Below are 17499 nucleotides of genomic sequence, written 5' to 3' on the forward strand. Positions count from 1 at the left end.
CGGCCCCCTCCGGGCGGCCCGCGCCGTGCTTTCTCGTCCACGGCGCGGGCCGGCAGACGGGGTATGCGGCCTACGCCGGCCCACGAAAAGCGGACCGCACGTTTGGCGGAGCCGTACCGGGTCACTCCACTACAGCGGCGTGTGCCCACCCGGGAACCGGACCGGCCGGTGACGGACTCGGGCTCGCTCCGCGACGAGGAGACATGAACCGCACGACGGTGGAACGACTGCTGACCGCACAGGAGGACACGATGCGTGACGTACGCAGGCTCCTGCGGGCCAAGGTCCTCAAGGCTCGCGGGCTGGCCCGGGAATCGGACGGCAAGGCGCTCGACGACCAGGTCCGCAAGGACGAGGGCCGGCGCCGCCAGGACGAGGCCCGCCGCCTGGAGCGGCGGGACCGCCCCGACGGGAGCTCCGGCCGTTGAACGGGCGAGGGGTACGGGTTTCCGAGGGCGAGGACGACCCGATGACGCGGCCGGCCCCGCCGGAGGTCTCCGCAACGCTTCCTCCGGCGGCGGAAAGCCCGGGCCGGCCCCGGGTCGTGCGGCTTCCCGGCGTGTACCGGCCGCAGACCGACACCCTGCTGCTCGCCCTCGCCATGCGTCGCGAGGGGATCGGCGCGGGCACGGACCTGCTGGACCTGTGCACCGGGACCGGCGCGCTGGCCCTGCACGCCGCCCGGCTCGGCGCCCGTGTCACGGCCGTGGACATCAGCCGCCGGGCGGTGGCCTCCGCACGGCTGAACACCGCACTCGCCCGCCTGCCCGTCACCGTCCGCCGGGGCGATCTGCTGCGGGCCCTGCCGGGCCGTACGTTCGACGCCGTCGTCAGCAACCCCCCGTACGTCCCCGCCCCCGGCCTGACGGCGCCGCGCCACCGCGCCGGCCGGTCCTGGGACGCGGGGCCAGACGGCCGGATGATCCTCGACCGCATCTGCGACGACGCCTTCGCCGCCCTGCGCCCCGGTGGACTGCTCCTGCTCGTCCAGTCGGGGCTGAGCCGCCCCGCGGAGACGGTCGACCGGCTCTCCTCGGCCGGGCTGGACGTGTCCGTGACCGACCGGGTCACGATCCCGTTCGGCCCCGTCACCCGGGGCCGGGCCGCCTGGCTGCGGGCACGGGGGCTGCTGCGCGACCGGCTCGACCGGGAGGAACTGGTGGTGATCCGTGCCCGGAAGAAATGAGACGCCCCGCCGCGTGGTGCTGAACCGGGAGGGCCCCGTCCTGGTCGAGGGGCCGGTCGAGGTGGTGGGAGACGACGGCACGACGGCCCGGTCGGACCGCTTCGTCGTCGCCCTCTGCACCTGCCGACGCAGCCGCGCCTACCCCTGGTGCGACACCAGCCACCGCCGCCGCAAGCCCGTCGCCCCCCCCGCGGGGCGGTCCGGACGGACGACCGCCCCGGGAGGGCGAGGAGGAGTCCCGAACGTGACGACCCAGGCCACCACGGAGCCACGAGTGAACGACAGCCCCGCGGCGTCCCCCGCGCTCCCCGCGGCGCGCGGCCCCCTGAGCGAGAGCGTGCTCCAGGTGCTGGCGGGCGGGGCCGCCCGGCTGCCCGACGCCGACGCGGTACGCCGCTGCGATCCGTACGGGGACGACCTCCACCTGCTCCTGTACGTCCTGTACGAGCTGCACTACCGGGGGTTCACCGGGGTGGACGAGCGCCTGGAGTGGGATCCGGCCCTGCTCGGCGTGCGCGCGGCGGCCGAGGACGTCTTCCTGGACGCGGTACGCCGCGACGGGGGCTCCGGCGGAAAGGACGTGGCGGGGGCGGTGGACGCGCTCCAGCTGGAACCCGTCGGGGACGACGGCCACAGCGTCAGCCACCACCTCCAGCGGGAGGGCGAACTGTGGCAGCTGCGCGAATACGCCGCCCTTCGCTCCTTGTACCACCTCAAGGAGGCCGATCCGCACCTGTGGGTGGTGCCCCGGCTCCGCGGGCGCGCCAAGGCGGCAATGGTGGCCGTGGAGTTCGACGAGTTCGGGGCGGGGCGGGCCGAGAACGTCCACGCCCAGCTCTTCGCCGACCTGATGGCCGACCTCGGCCTCGACGTACGGTACGGCCGCTACCTCGACGCCGCGCCCGCCCAGGCGCTGGCCACGGTCAACCTGATGTCCCTCTTCGGCCTGCACCGCCGACTGCGCGGCGCGCTGGTCGGGCACTTCGCCGCGGTGGAGATCACCTCCTCCCCCGGCTCGCGGAGGCTGGCCGAGGCCCTGCGCCGCGCGGGCGCCGGCCCCGCGGCCCAGCGGTTCTACGACGAGCACGTGGAGGCCGACGCGGTGCACGAGCAGGTGGTGCGCCACGAGGTGGTCGACGGTCTGCTGGAGGACGAGCCCGGCCTGGCCGCCGACGTCGTCCTGGGCATCGAGGCGACCGGATACCTGGAGGACCGCCTGGGCGACCATCTGCTGACGGCGTGGCGCGGGGGCCGCTCCGCCCTGCGCGCACCGCTGGCGCCCTGACCCGCCGGCCTGCCCGCCGGGGCCTCAGAAGGAGACGTCGACGCCGTCCGGGACCGCCGCTCCCATGTTGCGCTCCATCATGCGCAGCGCGGCCTCCGCGAGATCGCCGTGGATGTGCGCCACGGCGTCCCTCGGCACCGTCACGCTCAGATGCCGGATGTGCGCGTCGAGCGCCGAGTACAGCACGCACTGCTCCGTGACCTGACCGCACAGCACGAGGTGGTCGGCCTCCAACTGGGAGAGCAGATAGGTGAGCGGGGTCTCGTAGAAGACGGAGTGCCGGGCCTTGACGACGAACAGGGAGTCGTCGTCCGGAAGCACGGGCTTCACCAGTTCGGCGTGGCTCCCCGCGAGCGCCGTCTCGATGATCTCCCCGTGGTGGGAGCGCCACTGTCCGAAGTTGTCGTTCGCGTAGACGACGGGGACCCGCTGCGAGCGGGCGCGGTCGATCAGCCGCTCCATCTGCGGGAGCGCCGAGCGGACGGACGGCACGAGCAGGTCGGCGTCGGGATGGTCGTAGGAGTTGATCATGTCGATGACGATGAGAGCGCTGTTTCCCATGGCTGCTTTCCCGGGCGGCTGTGCCCGCCCGTCAGAGGGCTCCTTGGAGGACCCCGTCGCGTACGCGTTCGCATGACTGGCTGAGCAGACGTGACACGTGCATCTGCGAGATGCCGAGGCGTTCGGCGATGCGCACCTGCGTCATGTCCTGGAAGTACCGGAGGTACAGGATGGTGCGTTCCCGTTCCGGGAGCCCGCGCAGCCCCGGTTTGACGGCCTCCCGGTCGACGGCGACCTCCAGCGCCCTGTCGCAGGAGCCCAGCCGGTCGACCAACGGCATTCCCCCCTCCGAACCCGTGGGCTCGGCGTCCAGGGAGAGGGCGCTGTAGCTGTCCAGGGCCTCCAGCCCCAGCACCACGTCCTCCTCGGCGAGCCCGGTGGCGGAAGCGATCTCGGCACAGGTCGGGGCCCTGCCCGACGTGGTCTGCGCCAGCTCCCGGCGGGCCGCCCGCACGCGGTTGCGCAGGTCCTGCACCCGCCGCGGGACGTGGACGTCCCAGGTGTGATCGCGGAAGTGCCGCTTCAGCTCCCCGGTGACGGTGGGCACGGCGTACGTCTCGAACGCCTTGCCCCGCTCCGGGTCGTAGCGGTCCACCGCCTTGACCAGCCCCATCGCGGCCACCTGCCGCAGATCGTCCATCGTCTCCCCCCGGTCGCGGAACCTGGTCGCCAGCCGGTGGGCCATCGGCAGCCAGGCGCAGATCGTCTCGCTGCGCAAGGCGTCCCGCTCCGGCCCCGGCGGAAGCGACCGCAGCCTCCGGAACGCGTCGGTGCTCGCCCGGTCGGCCGGGCGGGGGCCGGGCTGGGGGGAGGGGGGGTCCTGCATGGCTGTCACTCCTCGGCGGCGCTCTGACGATGCGTTCGGGTTGCCGCGGGAGGCGCAGGACCGGACAGACGCCGCCCGGGATCCCGCGGGCGTACCTCATGTCCGAAGCACGAATAGCCCCATACCCGGGCATAAAGGAACTAAACCTGATGAAAGCCCCACCGGCATCTCGAGCGCGTCCCCTCCCGGGCCGCCGAGAACGGCTCCGCCGGGCCCGGCGGAGCCGTGTCATCCGGCTGCCGGGCCGAAGGGGCTGTCGTCGAGGCGGGCGAGCAGGTCGGCCACGTCCCGGTAGACCGTCCGGGCTCCCGCCCGCTCCAGGTCGGCGCGGGGGATGCCGCCCGACAGGAGGGCCACCGCGCTCACCCCGGCCCGGGACGCCGCCTCCATGTCCCACACCGTGTCGCCCACGAACACCGCCTCCCCGGGGTCGGCGCCGGCCAGGCGGCAGGCCAGCTCCACCGGCTCCGGGGCGGGCTTGCCCCGCTCCACGTCGTCCGAACTCGCCGTGGCGAGAATCGCCTCGTCGGCGTCGATCGCACGCCGCAGCGCCGTGAGTTCCGCGCCGCCCGCCGAGGTGGCGAGGACGACCCGCCACCCGCGTTCGTCGAGCGTGCGCAACAGGTCGCCCGCGCCCCGGAAGGCGGGGAGCCGGTCGAAGTACGTCGCGTACAGCACCGTGTGCGCGGAGCTGATGGCGTCGTCCTGGTCGCGGTCCCGGTCGGCGCCCAGCAGCCGCTCGATCAGATCGCTTGAACCCAGGCCCACCGACCGGTGGATGTCCGGCATCGGCACGGTGTGCCCGGCCTGCCGGAACGCCTCCCACCACGCCACCACATGGAGGTGGTTGGTGTCCGTGAGCGTGCCGTCCACATCGAAGATCGCCGCACCCGCCATGCTCTCCCGCTTTCTCGCTCCCCCGCCGCTTCGCCCCGGAGGGCCTCGTCAGAGGGCGTCGTCCTCGTCCCTCACGTGGACGGCGGCTTCCTCGGCCGACGCCGCGCCCCCGTCGATGCCCACGTCCCGGGCGAAGACGTCGGTCTCCCGCCCGGTGGGGTCGTCCGCGGGGCTCAGACGGCCCGCCCGGGGTTCGCGCCCGGTCCCCTCCACGGGCTCGCCGTCGCCCCCGGGCAGATCGCCGATGCCGTCGCCCGCGGGCGGCTCCACGTCGTCGACCTCCTGGGCGAGCCGCTGGTCCAGGGACTCGCCGCGACGCTCCTCCGCCCCCGTCGTGCCGAACTTGTCCACGCCGAGCGGACGTTCGGGAGGGGAGTAGCCCTCTTCCATGTGGTCGTCCAGGCCCCGTTCGCCGAGCGTGTTCTCCAGGTCGAGATCGTCGTTCGGCGGATCCTGTCCGTCGTCGTCCTGCGGCTGGTACACATCGTCGCCGCGTGCGTCTGCGGGCATGTCTTCTGCTCCTCCGTCCACGGGTCGTCCGCTCCGGGCGCCGTGCTGCGTCAGCGGCCGAGAGCCTTGCGCAGCTCTTCCTTGTTCATGGCGGAACGCCCGTCGATGTTCTTCTTCTTCGCCTCCGCGTACAGCTGGTCCTTCGTGGGACCCTGCGCACCCCGGTGGGAGCGCTCGCCGCCGCGTTCGTAGGCGGATTTCCGGTCCTGCGTGGAGGTCCTGCTCGCCGTCCTGGACTCGCCGGACCGGGCGCGTTCCTTGTTCACGGTCCGGGCCGCGATCTCCTTCGCCCGCCCCTCCGAGGCGCCCTGCTTCTTCTCGCTCTCCTTGATGTGCTCGTACTGCCGCTCACGCTTCTCGCTGGATCCAGCAGGCATGATGTGCTCCTCCGCTTCGGTCCGGGGGCCCGGGGTGCGGCGGCGTCACCGGTCGATGACGTCCCGTGCCCGGTGGACGCCCACCGCCTTTCCCGTACGGATCCCACTAAACAACGCACCGCGGGAGGGCGCCCCCTCGGACGGGGGCGGGGGTGACGCCTGACGTCGGGCGGGCGGCGCCGACGGCTGTTTTCCCAACCGGCCGGCACCTCGGTTCCGCGTACGCCGGATACCTGGTGTCGGAGTACCCCTGCAGCGGATGCCAAACATGTCCCCGGGCGGCCGTTTCCGGTGCTGCCCGCCGTCGTCGGACCACCGGGGGCCCGGGAGGTCAGGAGCGGGCCGCGGGCACGTCGCGGACGGGGAGCGTCACCGGCGGGGACGCAGCCGGGGGCCCTCCGCCGGGGTCTCGCCCGAGACGACCCCGACCAGTTGCGCGCACACGTCGCGGAGCTTGACGTTGCGGTGCTGCGACGCGGTGCGCAGGATCCGCAGCGCCTCCTCGGAGGTGCAGCGGCGCTGCTGCATGACGATCCCGGCCGCCTGGTCGATCACCGCCCGTGACTGGAGGGCCGCTTCCAGGTCGGCGGTGAAGGTCCGGGCGTCCGCGAGCCGCTGGGCCAGTTCGAGGGCCCCCGTCGCCTGTGCGGCGAGGGCGCGCAGGGCGCTCAGATCGGCGTCCGCGAAGCCGTTCGCCCGGGGCGAGTACAGGTTGAGGGCGCCGGCGGTGTGGGTGTGCGCGGCGATCGGCAGCGACAGCGACGACAGGGTTCCGGAGGCGACGGCGAAGGCGGGGTAGCCGTTCCACCGGCGCTCCTCGCGCATGTCGGCCACGCTGACCTCGTGCCCCTCGCGCAGTGCCTCCAGGCAGGGGCCGGCGTCCTGCCCGTACTGCGCCTCGTCCAGCAGCGGCGCGCTGATGCCCGCGCTGGCCACGGTCAGGGGCCGGTCCTGGCGCTCCAGCGTGATCCCGCAACCGTCCGCGGTGGGCGACATGAGCAGGGTGTTCTGCACCAGTGCCTGCAGGAACTCGTCCAGGGTGTCGGTGTCCAGCAGGAGCGACACGAGGTCGGGCGGCCCCGGAGCGAGGGCTCCGTCGTCGGTCATGGTCGTTCCCTTCCGGGCGTGAACCCTGTGACCAGCATCGCACTATACGGGCCGCCTCGCGCCACCCTGCGGGGCGGCGTCGGCGAACGGGCGCCGACCCCCTGCGGGGCGGGCGGAGCTGACGAGCGCTCGGCTTCGCCGGGTGGGGCCGACCCCCGCCGGGTGAGAGGGCATAATGAGCGGCTGGAGGTCAGGAAACGGCCCGTGAAGATTCTTCCTGCCTCCGTGGAGTGTCCCGTGAACCTCTGTCCTCGCCGTCACGCAGTCCCTCCGGCCGCGCGCGCCTCGCGTGCCGCGCGCCCGCCCGGGCGCACGGTCCTCGGCCGACCACCCGTGACGAGGCTTCACCCCGCGGGCGTAGCGCCGACCGCCACCGCGCCGGCGCCCGGTGGTACGCCCGCCCCGCAGGGGCCCTCCCGCAGCAACGTCTGATTCCCCCACCGCCCCGCGCCCGGCGCCGCTCGGCCCGTCGCGTAGGTGGCGGCTGCCCCGTCCCGGCGGCCCGGACCGCGCCGCCCAGCTCTGCTCCGCCCGTCCCCGGGGCGGCCTACGCCCAGAACGAGATGATCATGACTGACAGGCCCGTGGCCGAGGCGCCGGACACGACCGCGCTGCTCCTGGAGACCTCGTCGCTCGACGAGTTCCTGCACGCCCTCGCCGCCGGCGCCCTCGCTCTGGTGGAAGCGGCCGACGGCTGCGGCATCACGCTGGAGCGGCAGGGGCGTCCCGTCACCGTGTCCAGCGTGGGGGCCAGCGCCACGAAGCTCGACGAGGCCCAGTACGGGCAGGACGACGGTCCGTGCCTCCAGGCGATGCGCACGGGTCTGGAGGTCAGCGTCCCGGACACCCTGCGGGAGACCCGCTGGGCCGACTACCCCGCCTACGCGGCGGTCTGCGGCGCCCGGTCCTCGCTCTCGCTGCCCATCGCGCCCCGCAGCCACACCTCCGGGGCCCTCAACCTGTACGCGCCCCTGCCGCACGCCTTCGACACCGCCGACCTGACGGCGCTGCGGCTGCTCACCGCGCAGGCCACCGGAGCCATCGCGCTGGCCCAGCGCATCTCGGACACAGAGGAGTTCGCCGCGGACCTGGAGGCGGCCCTGCGCTCGCGGACGGTCATCGACCAGGCGATCGGGGTGGTCATCGGCCAGCAGCGCTGCTCCCCGGAGAAGGCGTTCGACGTCCTGCGCACCGCCTCGCAGCACCGCAACATCAAACTGCGCGACCTCTGCGCCGAGTTGATCGCCAGCATCACCGGCGAGGTCCCGCCCGAGGGCCGGATCCAGCCCCGCGGCTGAACTCCGCCGCCCCCGCCCGTCGTGGGTTCGTTTGGACGGGCGCAGCGGGGTACACGGCGCGCGGAACCTTTCAGCGTCGGGGAGTCGCGGGGGAGCACGGCGTGAGCGCCGGACCTCCTCCCGTACCCGGAACGAGCCCGAGTCCCGTCCGCCGGGCCGCCGGCCGGACCGGCCCCGGCGACCCGGCGAGGAGGCTGAGCGCGGACGTGTCGATCACCACTGAGGGCGCGGTGTACGGATGCCTCGGCATCGGGGCCTTCCTCGCCGCGGCGCTGCCCCGGCTGCTCTCCCGGCGACCGGTCTCCGTGCCGATCGTCTTCCTCGCCGCCGGAGTGGTCCTCTATCTGACCCCGCTGCCGCTGCCGGAGGTCGATCCGGTCGACAGCCGGGTCTGGGTGCACCACCTCACCGAGCTGTGCGTGATCGTCTCGCTGATGGGCGCGGGCCTCGCCATCAACCGCCCCTTCGGCCTGAGGTCCTGGGCCGCGACCTGGCGGCTGCTCGGCATCGCGATGCCGTTGACGATCGGTGCGACCGCGCTCGCCGCCTGGGCGCTCCTCGGCTGGCCGGCCTCGGCCGCGCTCCTGGTGGCGGCGGTCCTCGCGCCGACGGACCCGGTGCTCGCCGCCGAGGTGCGGGTGGGTGAGCCGTCCGCCGAGAAGGAGGACGAGGACGAGGTCCGCTTCGCGCTGACCAGCGAGGCCGGGTTCAACGACGGGCTGGCCTTTCCGTTCGTCCTCGCGGCCGTCGCCCTGGCCGCCGCCGGGGAGAACTGGGCCGGGGGATGGGCGGGCCACTGGCTCTGGAGCGATGTGCTCGTCCGGATCACGGTGGGCGCCGCGACCGGCCTCGCCGTCGGCCTGGCGCTGGGGCGCGTGCTCTTCCGGTCCCGCAGCCGGTCGCTGCGGCTGGCCGAACAGGGCGAGGGGTTCGTGGCGCTGGCGGCCACCTTCCTGGCCTACGGGGTCGCCGAGGCCCTGCACGGCTACGGCTTCCTCGCGGTCTTCGCCACCGCGTGCGCCCTGCGCAGGTCGGAGCACAGCCACGGCTACCACCGGGTGATGCACGCCTTCGTGGAACAGATCGAACGCCTGCTGATGGCCCTCCTGCTCTTCGGCGTGGGCGCCTTCGTCGCCTCGGGCGGCCTGGCCGCCCTCACCTGGCGCGGCGCGGCGCTCGGCGTGCTGCTGCACCTCCTCATCCGCCCGGCCACCGCCGTGATCGCCCAGCTGCGGGGGCCCGGACGCCCGAACGAGCGCGCCGCCGTCGCCTTCTTCGGCATCCGGGGCATCGGCTCGCTCTTCTACCTCGCCTACGCCTTCGGAGAGGGCGGCTTCGGGCCGTACGAGCGGGAGTTGTGGGCGGTCGTCGTCTTCGCCGTCCTGATATCCGTCGTAGTCCACGGGGTCGCGGCGGCGCCGGTCACCTCCTACCTCGACCGGCGCTCGGCGAAGGCCCCCTGACCCCTCCCTCCACCTCCCGCGCGGGGGACGCCCGCGACCGGCACCGCGTCGACGCCGCCGAACTGCCCCCGCACCTCCCGCGCGGGGACGCCCGGCCGAAGGCCCCCGCCCCCGGCCCCGGGTGAGCCGCGTCTCACCGGACCGCCGCGCCTTGCCTATGCAACGAGTTGCATACGAGGATCGCGGCATGGCCCTCGACCACGCGATCCTCGTCTCCCTGCTGGAGCGTCCCGGCTCCGGCTATGAGCTGGCCCGGCGGTTCGAGAGGTCCATCGGACACTTCTGGACCGCCACCCACCAGCAGATCTACCGCGTGCTCGGGCGGATGGTGGCCGACGGCCTCCTGCTCGTGCGCGAGGTGGAGCAGCAGGGCCGGCCGGACAAGAAGGAGTACTCCGTCACCGGTCCCGGCCGCGCCGCCCTCGCCGCGTGGCTGCACAAACCGATCGAGCCGGAGAGCCTGCGGCACGACCTCGCCGTGAAGATCAGGGGCGCGGCCTTCGACGATCCGGCCGCCCTCATCCACGAGGTCGAGCGCCACCACCGGGCGCACCGGGAGCGGCTCGCGCACTACCTCGCCGGGGAGCGGCGCGACTTCACCGGCCCCGACGCCCCCGGCCCCCCGACCCCGGGCCAGGAGCTCCAGCACGTCGTCCTGCGCGGCGGCATCGCCTACGAGCGCATGACGATCGCCTGGCTCGACGACGTGCTCGCCACGCTCCACCGGCTCGCGGCGCCGCCGGGGCCCGGCGCCTGACCGACTGTCCCCACCCCCGGCCCCCTCCGTACCACCGACGACCCCTCACCCTCCCCGGAAGGCGACCTCATGGCCGAGTCCACCTCCCTCCTGTTCAACCCGCGCACCTACGACCCCCGGCACTTCGACCCGGAGACCCGCAGGCTGCTGCGCGCCACGGTCGACTGGTTCGAGGCGCGCGGCAAACGACGGCTCATCGAGGACTACCGCTCCCGCGCCTGGCTGGGCGACTTCCTCGACTTCGCGGCGAAGGAGGGCCTGTTCGCCGCCTTCCTCACCCCCGCCTCCGCCGCTCCCGACGGCGACGGCGACCGGCGCTGGGACACGGCCCGCATCGCCGCCCTCAACGAGATCTTCGGGTTCTACGGCCTCGACTACTGGTACGCCTGGCAGGTGACCGTCCTCGGCCTCGGCCCGGTCTGGCAGAGCGACAACGCCGCCGCCCGCGACCGGGCGGCCGATCTCCTCGCCCAGGGCGAGGTGTTCGCCTTCGGCCTCTCCGAGAAGGCCCACGGCGCGGACATCTACTCCACCGACATGCTGCTGGAGCCGGACGGAGACGTGCCCGGCGGCTTCCGGGCCACGGGCTCCAAGTACTACATCGGCAACGGCAACGCCGCCGGACTCGTCTCCGTCTTCGGGCGCCGCACCGACGTAGAGGGGCCCGAGGGCTACGTCTTCTTCGCGGCCGACAGCCGCCACGAGGCGTACCGCCTGGTGAAGAACGTCGTCGACTCCTCCAAGTTCGTCAGCGAGTTCCGGCTGGAGGACTACCCGGTGGCCCCCGCCGACGTCCTGCACACGGGCCGCGCCGCCTTCGACGCCGCGCTCAACACCGTCAACGTCGGCAAGTTCAACCTCTGCACCGCCTCCATCGGCATCTGCGAGCACGCGATGTACGAGGCCGTCACCCACGCGAGCAGCCGCGTCCTCTACGGCCGTCCCGTCACCGCGTTCCCGCACGTGCGCCGCGAGCTGACCGACGCCTACGTCCGACTCGTCGGAATGAAGCTGTTCAGCGACCGGGCCGTCGACTACTTCCGCTCAGCCGGGCCCGACGACCGCCGCTACCTCCTCTTCAACCCGATGACGAAGATGAAGGTGACCACCGAGGGCGAGAAGGTCATCGACCTCCTGTGGGACGTCATCGCCGCCAAGGGCTTCGAGAAGGACACCTACTTCGCCCAGGCCGCCGTCGAGATCCGCGGACTTCCCAAGCTGGAGGGCACGGTCCACGTGAACCTCGCGCTGATCCTCAAGTTCATGCGGAACCACCTGCTGGACCCGGCCGACTATCCGCCCGTCCCCACCCGTCTCGACGCGGCCGACGACGCGTTCCTCTTCCGGCAGGGCCCGGCGCGCGGCCTCGGCTCCGTACGCTTCCACGACTGGCGCACCGCGTTCGACGCGTACGCCGCGGTGCCGAACGTCGCCCGCTTCCGGGAGCAGGCCGACGCCCTGTGCGCCTTCGTGGAGACCGCCGCCCCCGGCGAGGAGCAGAGCCGCGACCTCGACCTCCTCCTCGCCGTCGGCCAGCTGTTCGCCCTGGTCGTCCACGGCCAGCTCATCCTGGAGCAGGCCCGCCTGACCGGCCTGGACGAGGAGCTGCTCGACGAGCTCTTCGCCGTCCTCGTACGCGACTTCTCCGCACACGCCGTCGAACTGCACGGCAAGGACTCCGCCACCGCGGCCCAGCAGGAGTGGGCGCTCGGCGCGGTCCGCCGCCCCGTCGTCGACACCGCCCGTTCGACCCGGATCTGGGAGCGCGTCGAGGCGCTGTCGGGGGCTTACGAGATGGCGCCGTAGCCTCACCGCCGGCCGGTGCGCGGTGGGCCCGGGGAGCCGGTCCGGCTCGGGGTGAGCGGGCCGGCCGGTCCGGCTCGCGGTGTGGGGGCCGCGGCGGGCGGCATCTCCGTTTGCGGGGTGGTGGACATCGCGTTTCAGTGAGAGAGGCCCTGTCCCCGCCCCTTCTCCCTGGAGCCGGCATGTCGATGGCGTTCGATTCTTCACCCTTCGGTCCGTCCGACCCGTTCAGCGACCTGCTGAACCGGTTCTTCGGAATGTCGCCCGCGTCGTCGCCCCCTGCCGTGCAGCGGGTGCCGATCGGGCGGCTGCTCACGGACTCGTCCCACGAGCTGCTGGGGCGGGCCACCAGCAAGGCGGCCCAGGACGGAACGGCGGACCTCGACACCGAGCACCTGCTGTGGGCGGCGACCCAGGTCGAGCCCTCGCGCGGGCTGCTGTCCCGTGCGGGGGTCGACCCCGACGAGCTGGCGGGCCGGCTCGACCAGGTGCTGCCCCGCGAGTCCGCCGAACCCTCCGCCGAGCCCGGCCTCACCCCGGCGGCGAAGCGGACCCTCACCGCCGCCTACGCCCGCTCGCAGGCGGCGGGGGTGTCCTACATCGGACCCGAGCACATCCTCGCCGCGCTGATCGACGACGCGGACTCCGGGGCCGGCCGCCTCCTCGGCTCGGACGACCTGGACGTGGGCAGGCTCCGGGGCGCCGCGGACCGGGCGGCCGGCCCGGACGGCGCGTCCGGCGGCGGGAAGCAGCCCGCGACCACCCTGGACGAGTTCGGCAGGGACCTGACGGAGGAGGCGAAGGCGGGGAAGCTGGACCCGGTGGTCGGGCGGGCCGAGGAGATCGAGCAGACCATCGAGATCCTCTCCCGGCGCTCCAAGAACAACCCCGTGCTCATCGGCGAACCGGGCGTCGGCAAGACCGCCATCGTGGAGGGCCTCGCGCAGAGCATCGTCGCCGGCGAGGTGCCCGACACCCTCAAGGACAAGCGGGTCGTCTCCCTCGACCTCTCCGGCATGGTGGCCGGCGCCCAGTACCGGGGCCAGTTCGAGGAACGCCTCAAGAAGGTCATCGAGGACGTGCAGAAGGCCGAAGGGGAGATCATCCTCTTCATCGACGAACTCCACACCGTCGTCGGCGCGGGGGCGACCGGCGAGGGCTCGATGGACGCGGGCAACATGCTCAAGCCCGCCCTCGCCCGCGGCGAACTGCACGTCGTCGGCGCCACGACGATCGACGAGTACCGCAAGCACATCGAGAAGGACGCCGCCCTGGAACGCCGCTTCCAGCCCGTCCTGGTCCCGGAGCCGACCGTCGAGGAGACCGTGCAGATCCTCGAAGGGCTGCGGGACGCCTACGAGGCCCACCACCAGGTCCGCTTCGCCGACGGGGCGCTGACGGCGGCGGCCGAGCTGTCCGACCGCTACATCAGCGACCGCTTCCTCCCCGACAAGGCCATCGACCTGATGGACCAGGCCGGGGCCCGCGTACGGCTGCGCAGCGCGAACCGCTCCACCGAGGTCGTCAGCCGCGAGGACCGCCTCGCCAAGCTGCGCCGCGAGAAGGACGAGGCCGTCGCCGGCGAGGAGTTCGAGAAGGCGTCCGCGCTGAAGCGGCAGATCGCCGAGGTGGAGGGAGAGCTGGCCGGGGTCGAGGAGCGCCGCGAGGGCGTCGTGTCGGTCACCTCCTCCGACATCGCCGACATCGTCTCCCGCCGCACCGGCATCCCGGTCTCCCAGCTCACCGCGGGCGAGAAGGAGAAGCTCCTCCGGCTGGAGGAGGAGATGCACGCCCGGATCGTCGGCCAGGACGAGGCGGTCACCGCCGTCTCCGAAGCCGTACGGCGCAACCGCGCGGGCATGGGCGACCCGAACCGGCCGGTCGGCTCGTTCCTCTTCCTCGGCCCGACCGGCGTCGGCAAGACGGAGCTGGCCAAGACGCTGGCCGAGCTGCTGTTCGGCCAGGACGACCGCATGATCCGCTTCGACATGAGCGAGTTCCAGGAGAAGCACACGGTCGCGCGGCTCGTCGGAGCGCCTCCCGGCTACGTCGGCTACGACGAGGCGGGCCAGCTCACCGAGAAGGTGCGGCGCAACCCCTACAGCGTGGTCCTGTTCGACGAGGTCGAGAAGGCGCACCCGGACGTCTTCAACACGCTCCTGCAGATCCTCGACGACGGCCGCCTCACGGACGGGCAGGGCCGCACCGTCGACTTCCGCCACTGCGTCGTCATCATGACGTCCAACATCGGAGCCCATCGCATCCTCGCCCACGAGGGCGACGCCGCCGAGCTCAAGGACGAGCTGATGGAGGACCTGCGCGGCCGGTTCCTGCCCGAGTTCCTCAACCGCATCGACGACATCATCGTCTTCCACAGCCTCACCGAGGACGACCTGTCCACGATCGTGGACCACCTGCTGGACCGCAGCAAGCACCGGGTCCACGCCCAGGGTCTGACGCTGGAGGTCACCGAGGCGGCGAAGAAGCTCCTGGTCGCCCACGGCTACCAGCCGGAGTTCGGAGCCCGTCCGCTGCGCCGCACGATCCAGACGGAACTGGACAACCGCGTCGCCTCCCTGCTCCTGAGCGGCGACGCCGACCCGGGGGACACGATCGTCGCGGACGTGGAGAAGGACACGCTGCACTGCTCGGTCCGCAAGGGCGGGGCCGCTGCGGAGACCACCGGGACCGAGGACGCCCGGGAGACGGCGCGGAGCGGCGGTCCGGCGGCGACGGGCAGCACCGAAGCGACCGGCTGAGCCGTACGGGAACGGAGCGGCGGGTCCGGGGCCCGGAAAGCCCCGGGCCCGCCGTCGCGTGTCCGCTCAGGTCGACCCGCGGGGGGACCGACGGCGGGGCGCTCCCGGACCCGCCGTCGCGCGTCCGCTCAGGCCGCCGCCGGGACGATCGTCACCTTCACGTGCTTCATGATCGGCTGGTCGCTCTGGGTGCTGTAGTCGCCCAGCGCGCACAGCACGTTCATCTCCGGCATGTAACCGGCCGCGCAGCCGCGCGGAATGTCGTACGGAACCGCCGTGTAGCCCTTCAGGTACCGGTGGCTGCCGTCCTTCGCCGTGCTGGTGATGTCGACCGGGCCCATGTCCGCGATGCCGCGCTCGCGCATGTCGGCCCGGTTCATGAAGACCAGCGTGCGCAGGTTCTCGACGCCCCGGTAGCGGTCGTCGTCCGAGTAGATCGTGGTGTTCCACTGGTCGTGCGACCGCATGGTGCCCAGCGCCAGGGTGCCGGGCTCGGGCACGACGTCGGGCAGGGCGGCCGAGGAGAACTCGGCGCGCCCGGACGGTGTCAGGAAGACCAGTTCACGGGCGGGCTGCTTGATCCGGAAGCCCAGGGGCAGCCGGACCCGGCGGTTGAAGTCCTCGAAACCGTCCAGCACCACGGCCATCGTGTCCCGGATGCGGTCGTAGTCCTCGATGTACCAGTCCCAGGGCGTCCCGCTGTCCGGCAGGGCGGCACGTGCCATCCCGGCGACGATGGCCGGTTCGGACAGCAGGTGCGGGGAGGCCGGCCGCTTCATCCCGACGGACAGGTGGACCATGCTCATCGAGTCCTCGACGGACGTGCTCTGGATCCCCTTGCGCTGGTGGTCCTTCTCCGTGCGGCCCAGGCACGGCAGGATGAGCGCCGCCCGGCCGTGCACGACGTGGCTGCGGTTCAGCTTGGTGCTCACCTGCACCGTCAGATCGCACGAGCGCAGCGCCGCGTACGTGGCCGGGGTGTCGGGCGCGGCGAGTGCGAAGTTGCCGCCCATGGCGACGAACACCTTCACCTCGCCGTCCCGCATCGCCTGGACCGTGCGGACGGTGTCCAGCCCGTGTTCGCGGGGCGGGTCGATGCCGCAGGCGTCGGCGAGCCGGTCCAGGAACGCCTCGGCGGGGCGGTGGTCGACGCCGCAGGTGCGGTTGCCCTGGACGTTGCTGTGCCCGCGCACGGGGGAGGGGCCCGCGCCCTCCCGCCCGATGTTGCCGCGCAGCAGCAGGAGGTTGACGATCTCGCGGACCGTGTCGACGCCGTGCTCGTGCTGGGTGAGGCCCAGGCACCAGCTCACGATGGAGCGGTCGGCCTCCGTGTACACCCGCGCCGCCTCCAGGATGTCGGCGCGGCTCACGCCGGACTGGTGCTCCAGCTCCTCCCACGGGGTGGCCTCGCACAGCGCCCGGTACTCCTCGAACCCGGTGGTGTGCCGGTCGATGAACGTGGCGTCCAGCGCCCTGGGGTCGCCCGCCGACCGCTCCAGGACCGCCTTGGCCATACCGCGCAGCAGCGCCATGTCGCCGCCGATGCGCGGCTGGATGTTGAGCGTGCTGGTCCTCGTGGACCTGAACAGGGCCATGTCCAGAAAATCGTGCGGCACGATGGTGCGGGTGGCGGCCGCCTCCACCAGCGGGTTCACGTGCACGATCTGCGCGCCGCGGCGTTCGGCCGCGGCGAGCGCGGTGAGCATCCGGGGAGCGTTCGAGGCGGCGTTGACCCCGAGGATGAACAGGGCGTCGGCGGACTCCCAGTCCTTGAGGTCGACCGTCCCCTTCCCCGTCCCGAGGGAAGCCTGCAGGGCGCGCCCGCTGGCCTCGTGGCACATGTTGGAGCAGTCCGGCAGGTTGTTCGTGCCCAGCTCCCGGGCCATCAACTGGTAGAGGAAGGTGGCCTCGTTGCCCAGTCGGCCGGAGGTGTAGAACGCCGCGCGGTTCGGGTCGTCGAGCCCCCGCAGGGCGGCTCCGACCACCTCGAACGCGTCCTTCCAGCTGATCGGGACGTAGTGGTCGGACTCCGGGTCGTACACCATCGGCTCGGTCAGCCGGCCCTGGTCCTCCAGGTCGTGGTCGCTCCACCCGGCCAGCTCGGTCACCGAGTGCGCGGCGAAGAACGCGCGGTCCACGCGCTTGCGGGTCATCTCCCAGGTGACGTGCTTGATGCCGTTCTCGCAGATGTCCAGGCGCAGGCCCTTGGTGTCGTCCGGCCACGCGCACCCCGGGCAGTCGAACCCGCCGTCCTCGTGGTTCATCCGCATGACGGCCCGCGGGCCGTCCACCGGTTCGCGCTCCTCCACCAGGACGCGGGCGACGCTCTTGGCCGCTCCCCAGCCCGCGGCGGGGTGGCGGTAGGGACGGACCCGCGGGGCGGCGCCGGGAGCGGGCCCCCTCCGGGACTCGACGGGCCCCTGCGATCCCTGCGATCCCTGAGGCTCCTGGGGTTCCTGTGTTGCGTTGTCGGTGCTCACGGCACTTCCACCCTTTCACCGGCGGGGGCGGCGGGCCCGATGGGCATGGTGGGGCGAAACGGGTCCTTTCGGCAGGCTATGCCGGGTGATTCCCGGCTGCCAGTCGTCGCCCGGCTCCTCCCCACGACCCGGGTCGTGCCGGACTGCGGCCCGGGGCGCCCGCGCCTACGCTGACAGGGCCCGGTCCCGG

15 protein-coding genes and 1 pseudogene are annotated in these 17499 nt (G+C 73.0%); 9 read left to right on the forward strand and 7 right to left on the reverse strand.

Annotated elements, in window-relative coordinates:
- The first annotated feature begins 203 nt into the window (after nucleotides 1-203).
- The 4 genes and pseudogenes from AMK24_RS21755 to AMK24_RS21770 all read left to right on the forward strand — a co-directional run bounded on the left by AMK24_RS21755 (nucleotide 204) and on the right by AMK24_RS21770 (nucleotide 2471).
- A complete protein-coding gene (locus AMK24_RS21755) occupies nucleotides 204-428 on the forward strand; it encodes a hypothetical protein (protein ID WP_073770497.1) in 225 nt (74 codons plus the stop codon).
- A 41-nt stretch (nucleotides 429-469) separates the two neighbouring features.
- On the forward strand, nucleotides 470-1186 hold the full coding sequence (locus AMK24_RS21760) for a HemK2/MTQ2 family protein methyltransferase (protein ID WP_073770498.1): 717 nt from the start codon (nucleotides 470-472) through the stop codon (nucleotides 1184-1186).
- 16 nt (nucleotides 1187-1202) lie between these two features.
- Nucleotides 1203-1340: pseudogene (locus tag AMK24_RS35215) on the forward strand (CDGSH iron-sulfur domain-containing protein); the annotation flags it as partial.
- A gap of 90 nt (nucleotides 1341-1430) precedes the next feature.
- On the forward strand, nucleotides 1431-2471 hold the full coding sequence (locus AMK24_RS21770) for an iron-containing redox enzyme family protein (RefSeq protein WP_073770579.1): 1041 nt from the start codon (nucleotides 1431-1433) through the stop codon (nucleotides 2469-2471).
- A 24-nt stretch (nucleotides 2472-2495) separates the two neighbouring features.
- On the opposite strand, the gene AMK24_RS21775 is transcribed toward AMK24_RS21770, so the two are convergent.
- From AMK24_RS21775 to AMK24_RS21800, 6 genes are all read right to left on the reverse strand, one after another.
- Nucleotides 2496-3032, reverse strand: coding sequence for a cysteine hydrolase family protein (locus tag AMK24_RS21775; RefSeq protein WP_073770499.1), 537 nt, complete (start codon nucleotides 3030-3032; stop codon nucleotides 2496-2498).
- 31 nt (nucleotides 3033-3063) lie between these two features.
- A complete protein-coding gene (locus tag AMK24_RS21780) occupies nucleotides 3064-3858 on the reverse strand; it encodes a SigB/SigF/SigG family RNA polymerase sigma factor (protein WP_073770500.1) in 795 nt (264 codons plus the stop codon).
- A gap of 228 nt (nucleotides 3859-4086) precedes the next feature.
- Nucleotides 4087-4755 carry an HAD family hydrolase gene (locus AMK24_RS21785; protein ID WP_073770501.1) on the reverse strand — a complete coding sequence of 223 codons (669 nt, stop codon included), beginning with the start codon at nucleotides 4753-4755 and terminating at the stop codon, nucleotides 4087-4089.
- 48 nt (nucleotides 4756-4803) lie between these two features.
- Entirely contained in the window at nucleotides 4804-5265 is a 462-nt protein-coding gene (locus AMK24_RS21790) for a DUF5709 domain-containing protein (protein ID WP_073770502.1), read from the reverse strand.
- 50 nt (nucleotides 5266-5315) lie between these two features.
- Nucleotides 5316-5642 (reverse strand): plasmid stabilization protein, encoded by a 327-nt coding sequence (locus tag AMK24_RS21795; RefSeq protein ID WP_073770503.1) that lies wholly within the window; start codon nucleotides 5640-5642, stop codon nucleotides 5316-5318.
- A 369-nt stretch (nucleotides 5643-6011) separates the two neighbouring features.
- On the reverse strand, nucleotides 6012-6749 hold the full coding sequence (locus tag AMK24_RS21800) for a GAF and ANTAR domain-containing protein (protein ID WP_073770504.1): 738 nt from the start codon (nucleotides 6747-6749) through the stop codon (nucleotides 6012-6014).
- A gap of 569 nt (nucleotides 6750-7318) precedes the next feature.
- Here AMK24_RS21800 and AMK24_RS21805 point away from each other — a divergent pair.
- The 5 genes from AMK24_RS21805 (at nucleotide 7319) to AMK24_RS21825 (ending at nucleotide 14829) form a co-directional block, all read left to right on the forward strand.
- On the forward strand, nucleotides 7319-8047 hold the full coding sequence (locus tag AMK24_RS21805) for a GAF and ANTAR domain-containing protein (protein ID WP_073770580.1): 729 nt from the start codon (nucleotides 7319-7321) through the stop codon (nucleotides 8045-8047).
- A gap of 206 nt (nucleotides 8048-8253) precedes the next feature.
- On the forward strand, nucleotides 8254-9510 hold the full coding sequence (locus AMK24_RS21810) for a cation:proton antiporter (RefSeq protein ID WP_073770505.1): 1257 nt from the start codon (nucleotides 8254-8256) through the stop codon (nucleotides 9508-9510).
- A 187-nt stretch (nucleotides 9511-9697) separates the two neighbouring features.
- On the forward strand, nucleotides 9698-10267 hold the full coding sequence (locus AMK24_RS21815) for a PadR family transcriptional regulator (RefSeq protein ID WP_073770506.1): 570 nt from the start codon (nucleotides 9698-9700) through the stop codon (nucleotides 10265-10267).
- 69 nt (nucleotides 10268-10336) lie between these two features.
- Nucleotides 10337-12073 carry an acyl-CoA dehydrogenase family protein gene (locus tag AMK24_RS21820; RefSeq protein WP_073770507.1) on the forward strand — a complete coding sequence of 579 codons (1737 nt, stop codon included), beginning with the start codon at nucleotides 10337-10339 and terminating at the stop codon, nucleotides 12071-12073.
- A gap of 179 nt (nucleotides 12074-12252) precedes the next feature.
- The gene (locus tag AMK24_RS21825) at nucleotides 12253-14829 is read left to right on the forward strand and encodes an ATP-dependent Clp protease ATP-binding subunit (protein WP_073770508.1); all 2577 of its coding nucleotides are present in this window, start codon (nucleotides 12253-12255) and stop codon (nucleotides 14827-14829) included.
- A 128-nt stretch (nucleotides 14830-14957) separates the two neighbouring features.
- On the opposite strand, the gene AMK24_RS21830 is transcribed toward AMK24_RS21825, so the two are convergent.
- Nucleotides 14958-17309 (reverse strand): FdhF/YdeP family oxidoreductase, encoded by a 2352-nt coding sequence (locus tag AMK24_RS21830; protein ID WP_073770509.1) that lies wholly within the window; start codon nucleotides 17307-17309, stop codon nucleotides 14958-14960.
- Between the last annotated feature and the right edge of the window lie 190 nt (nucleotides 17310-17499).

Source organism: Streptomyces sp. CB02366 (assembly GCF_001905905.1).
GTDB lineage: Bacteria > Actinomycetota > Actinomycetes > Streptomycetales > Streptomycetaceae > Streptomyces.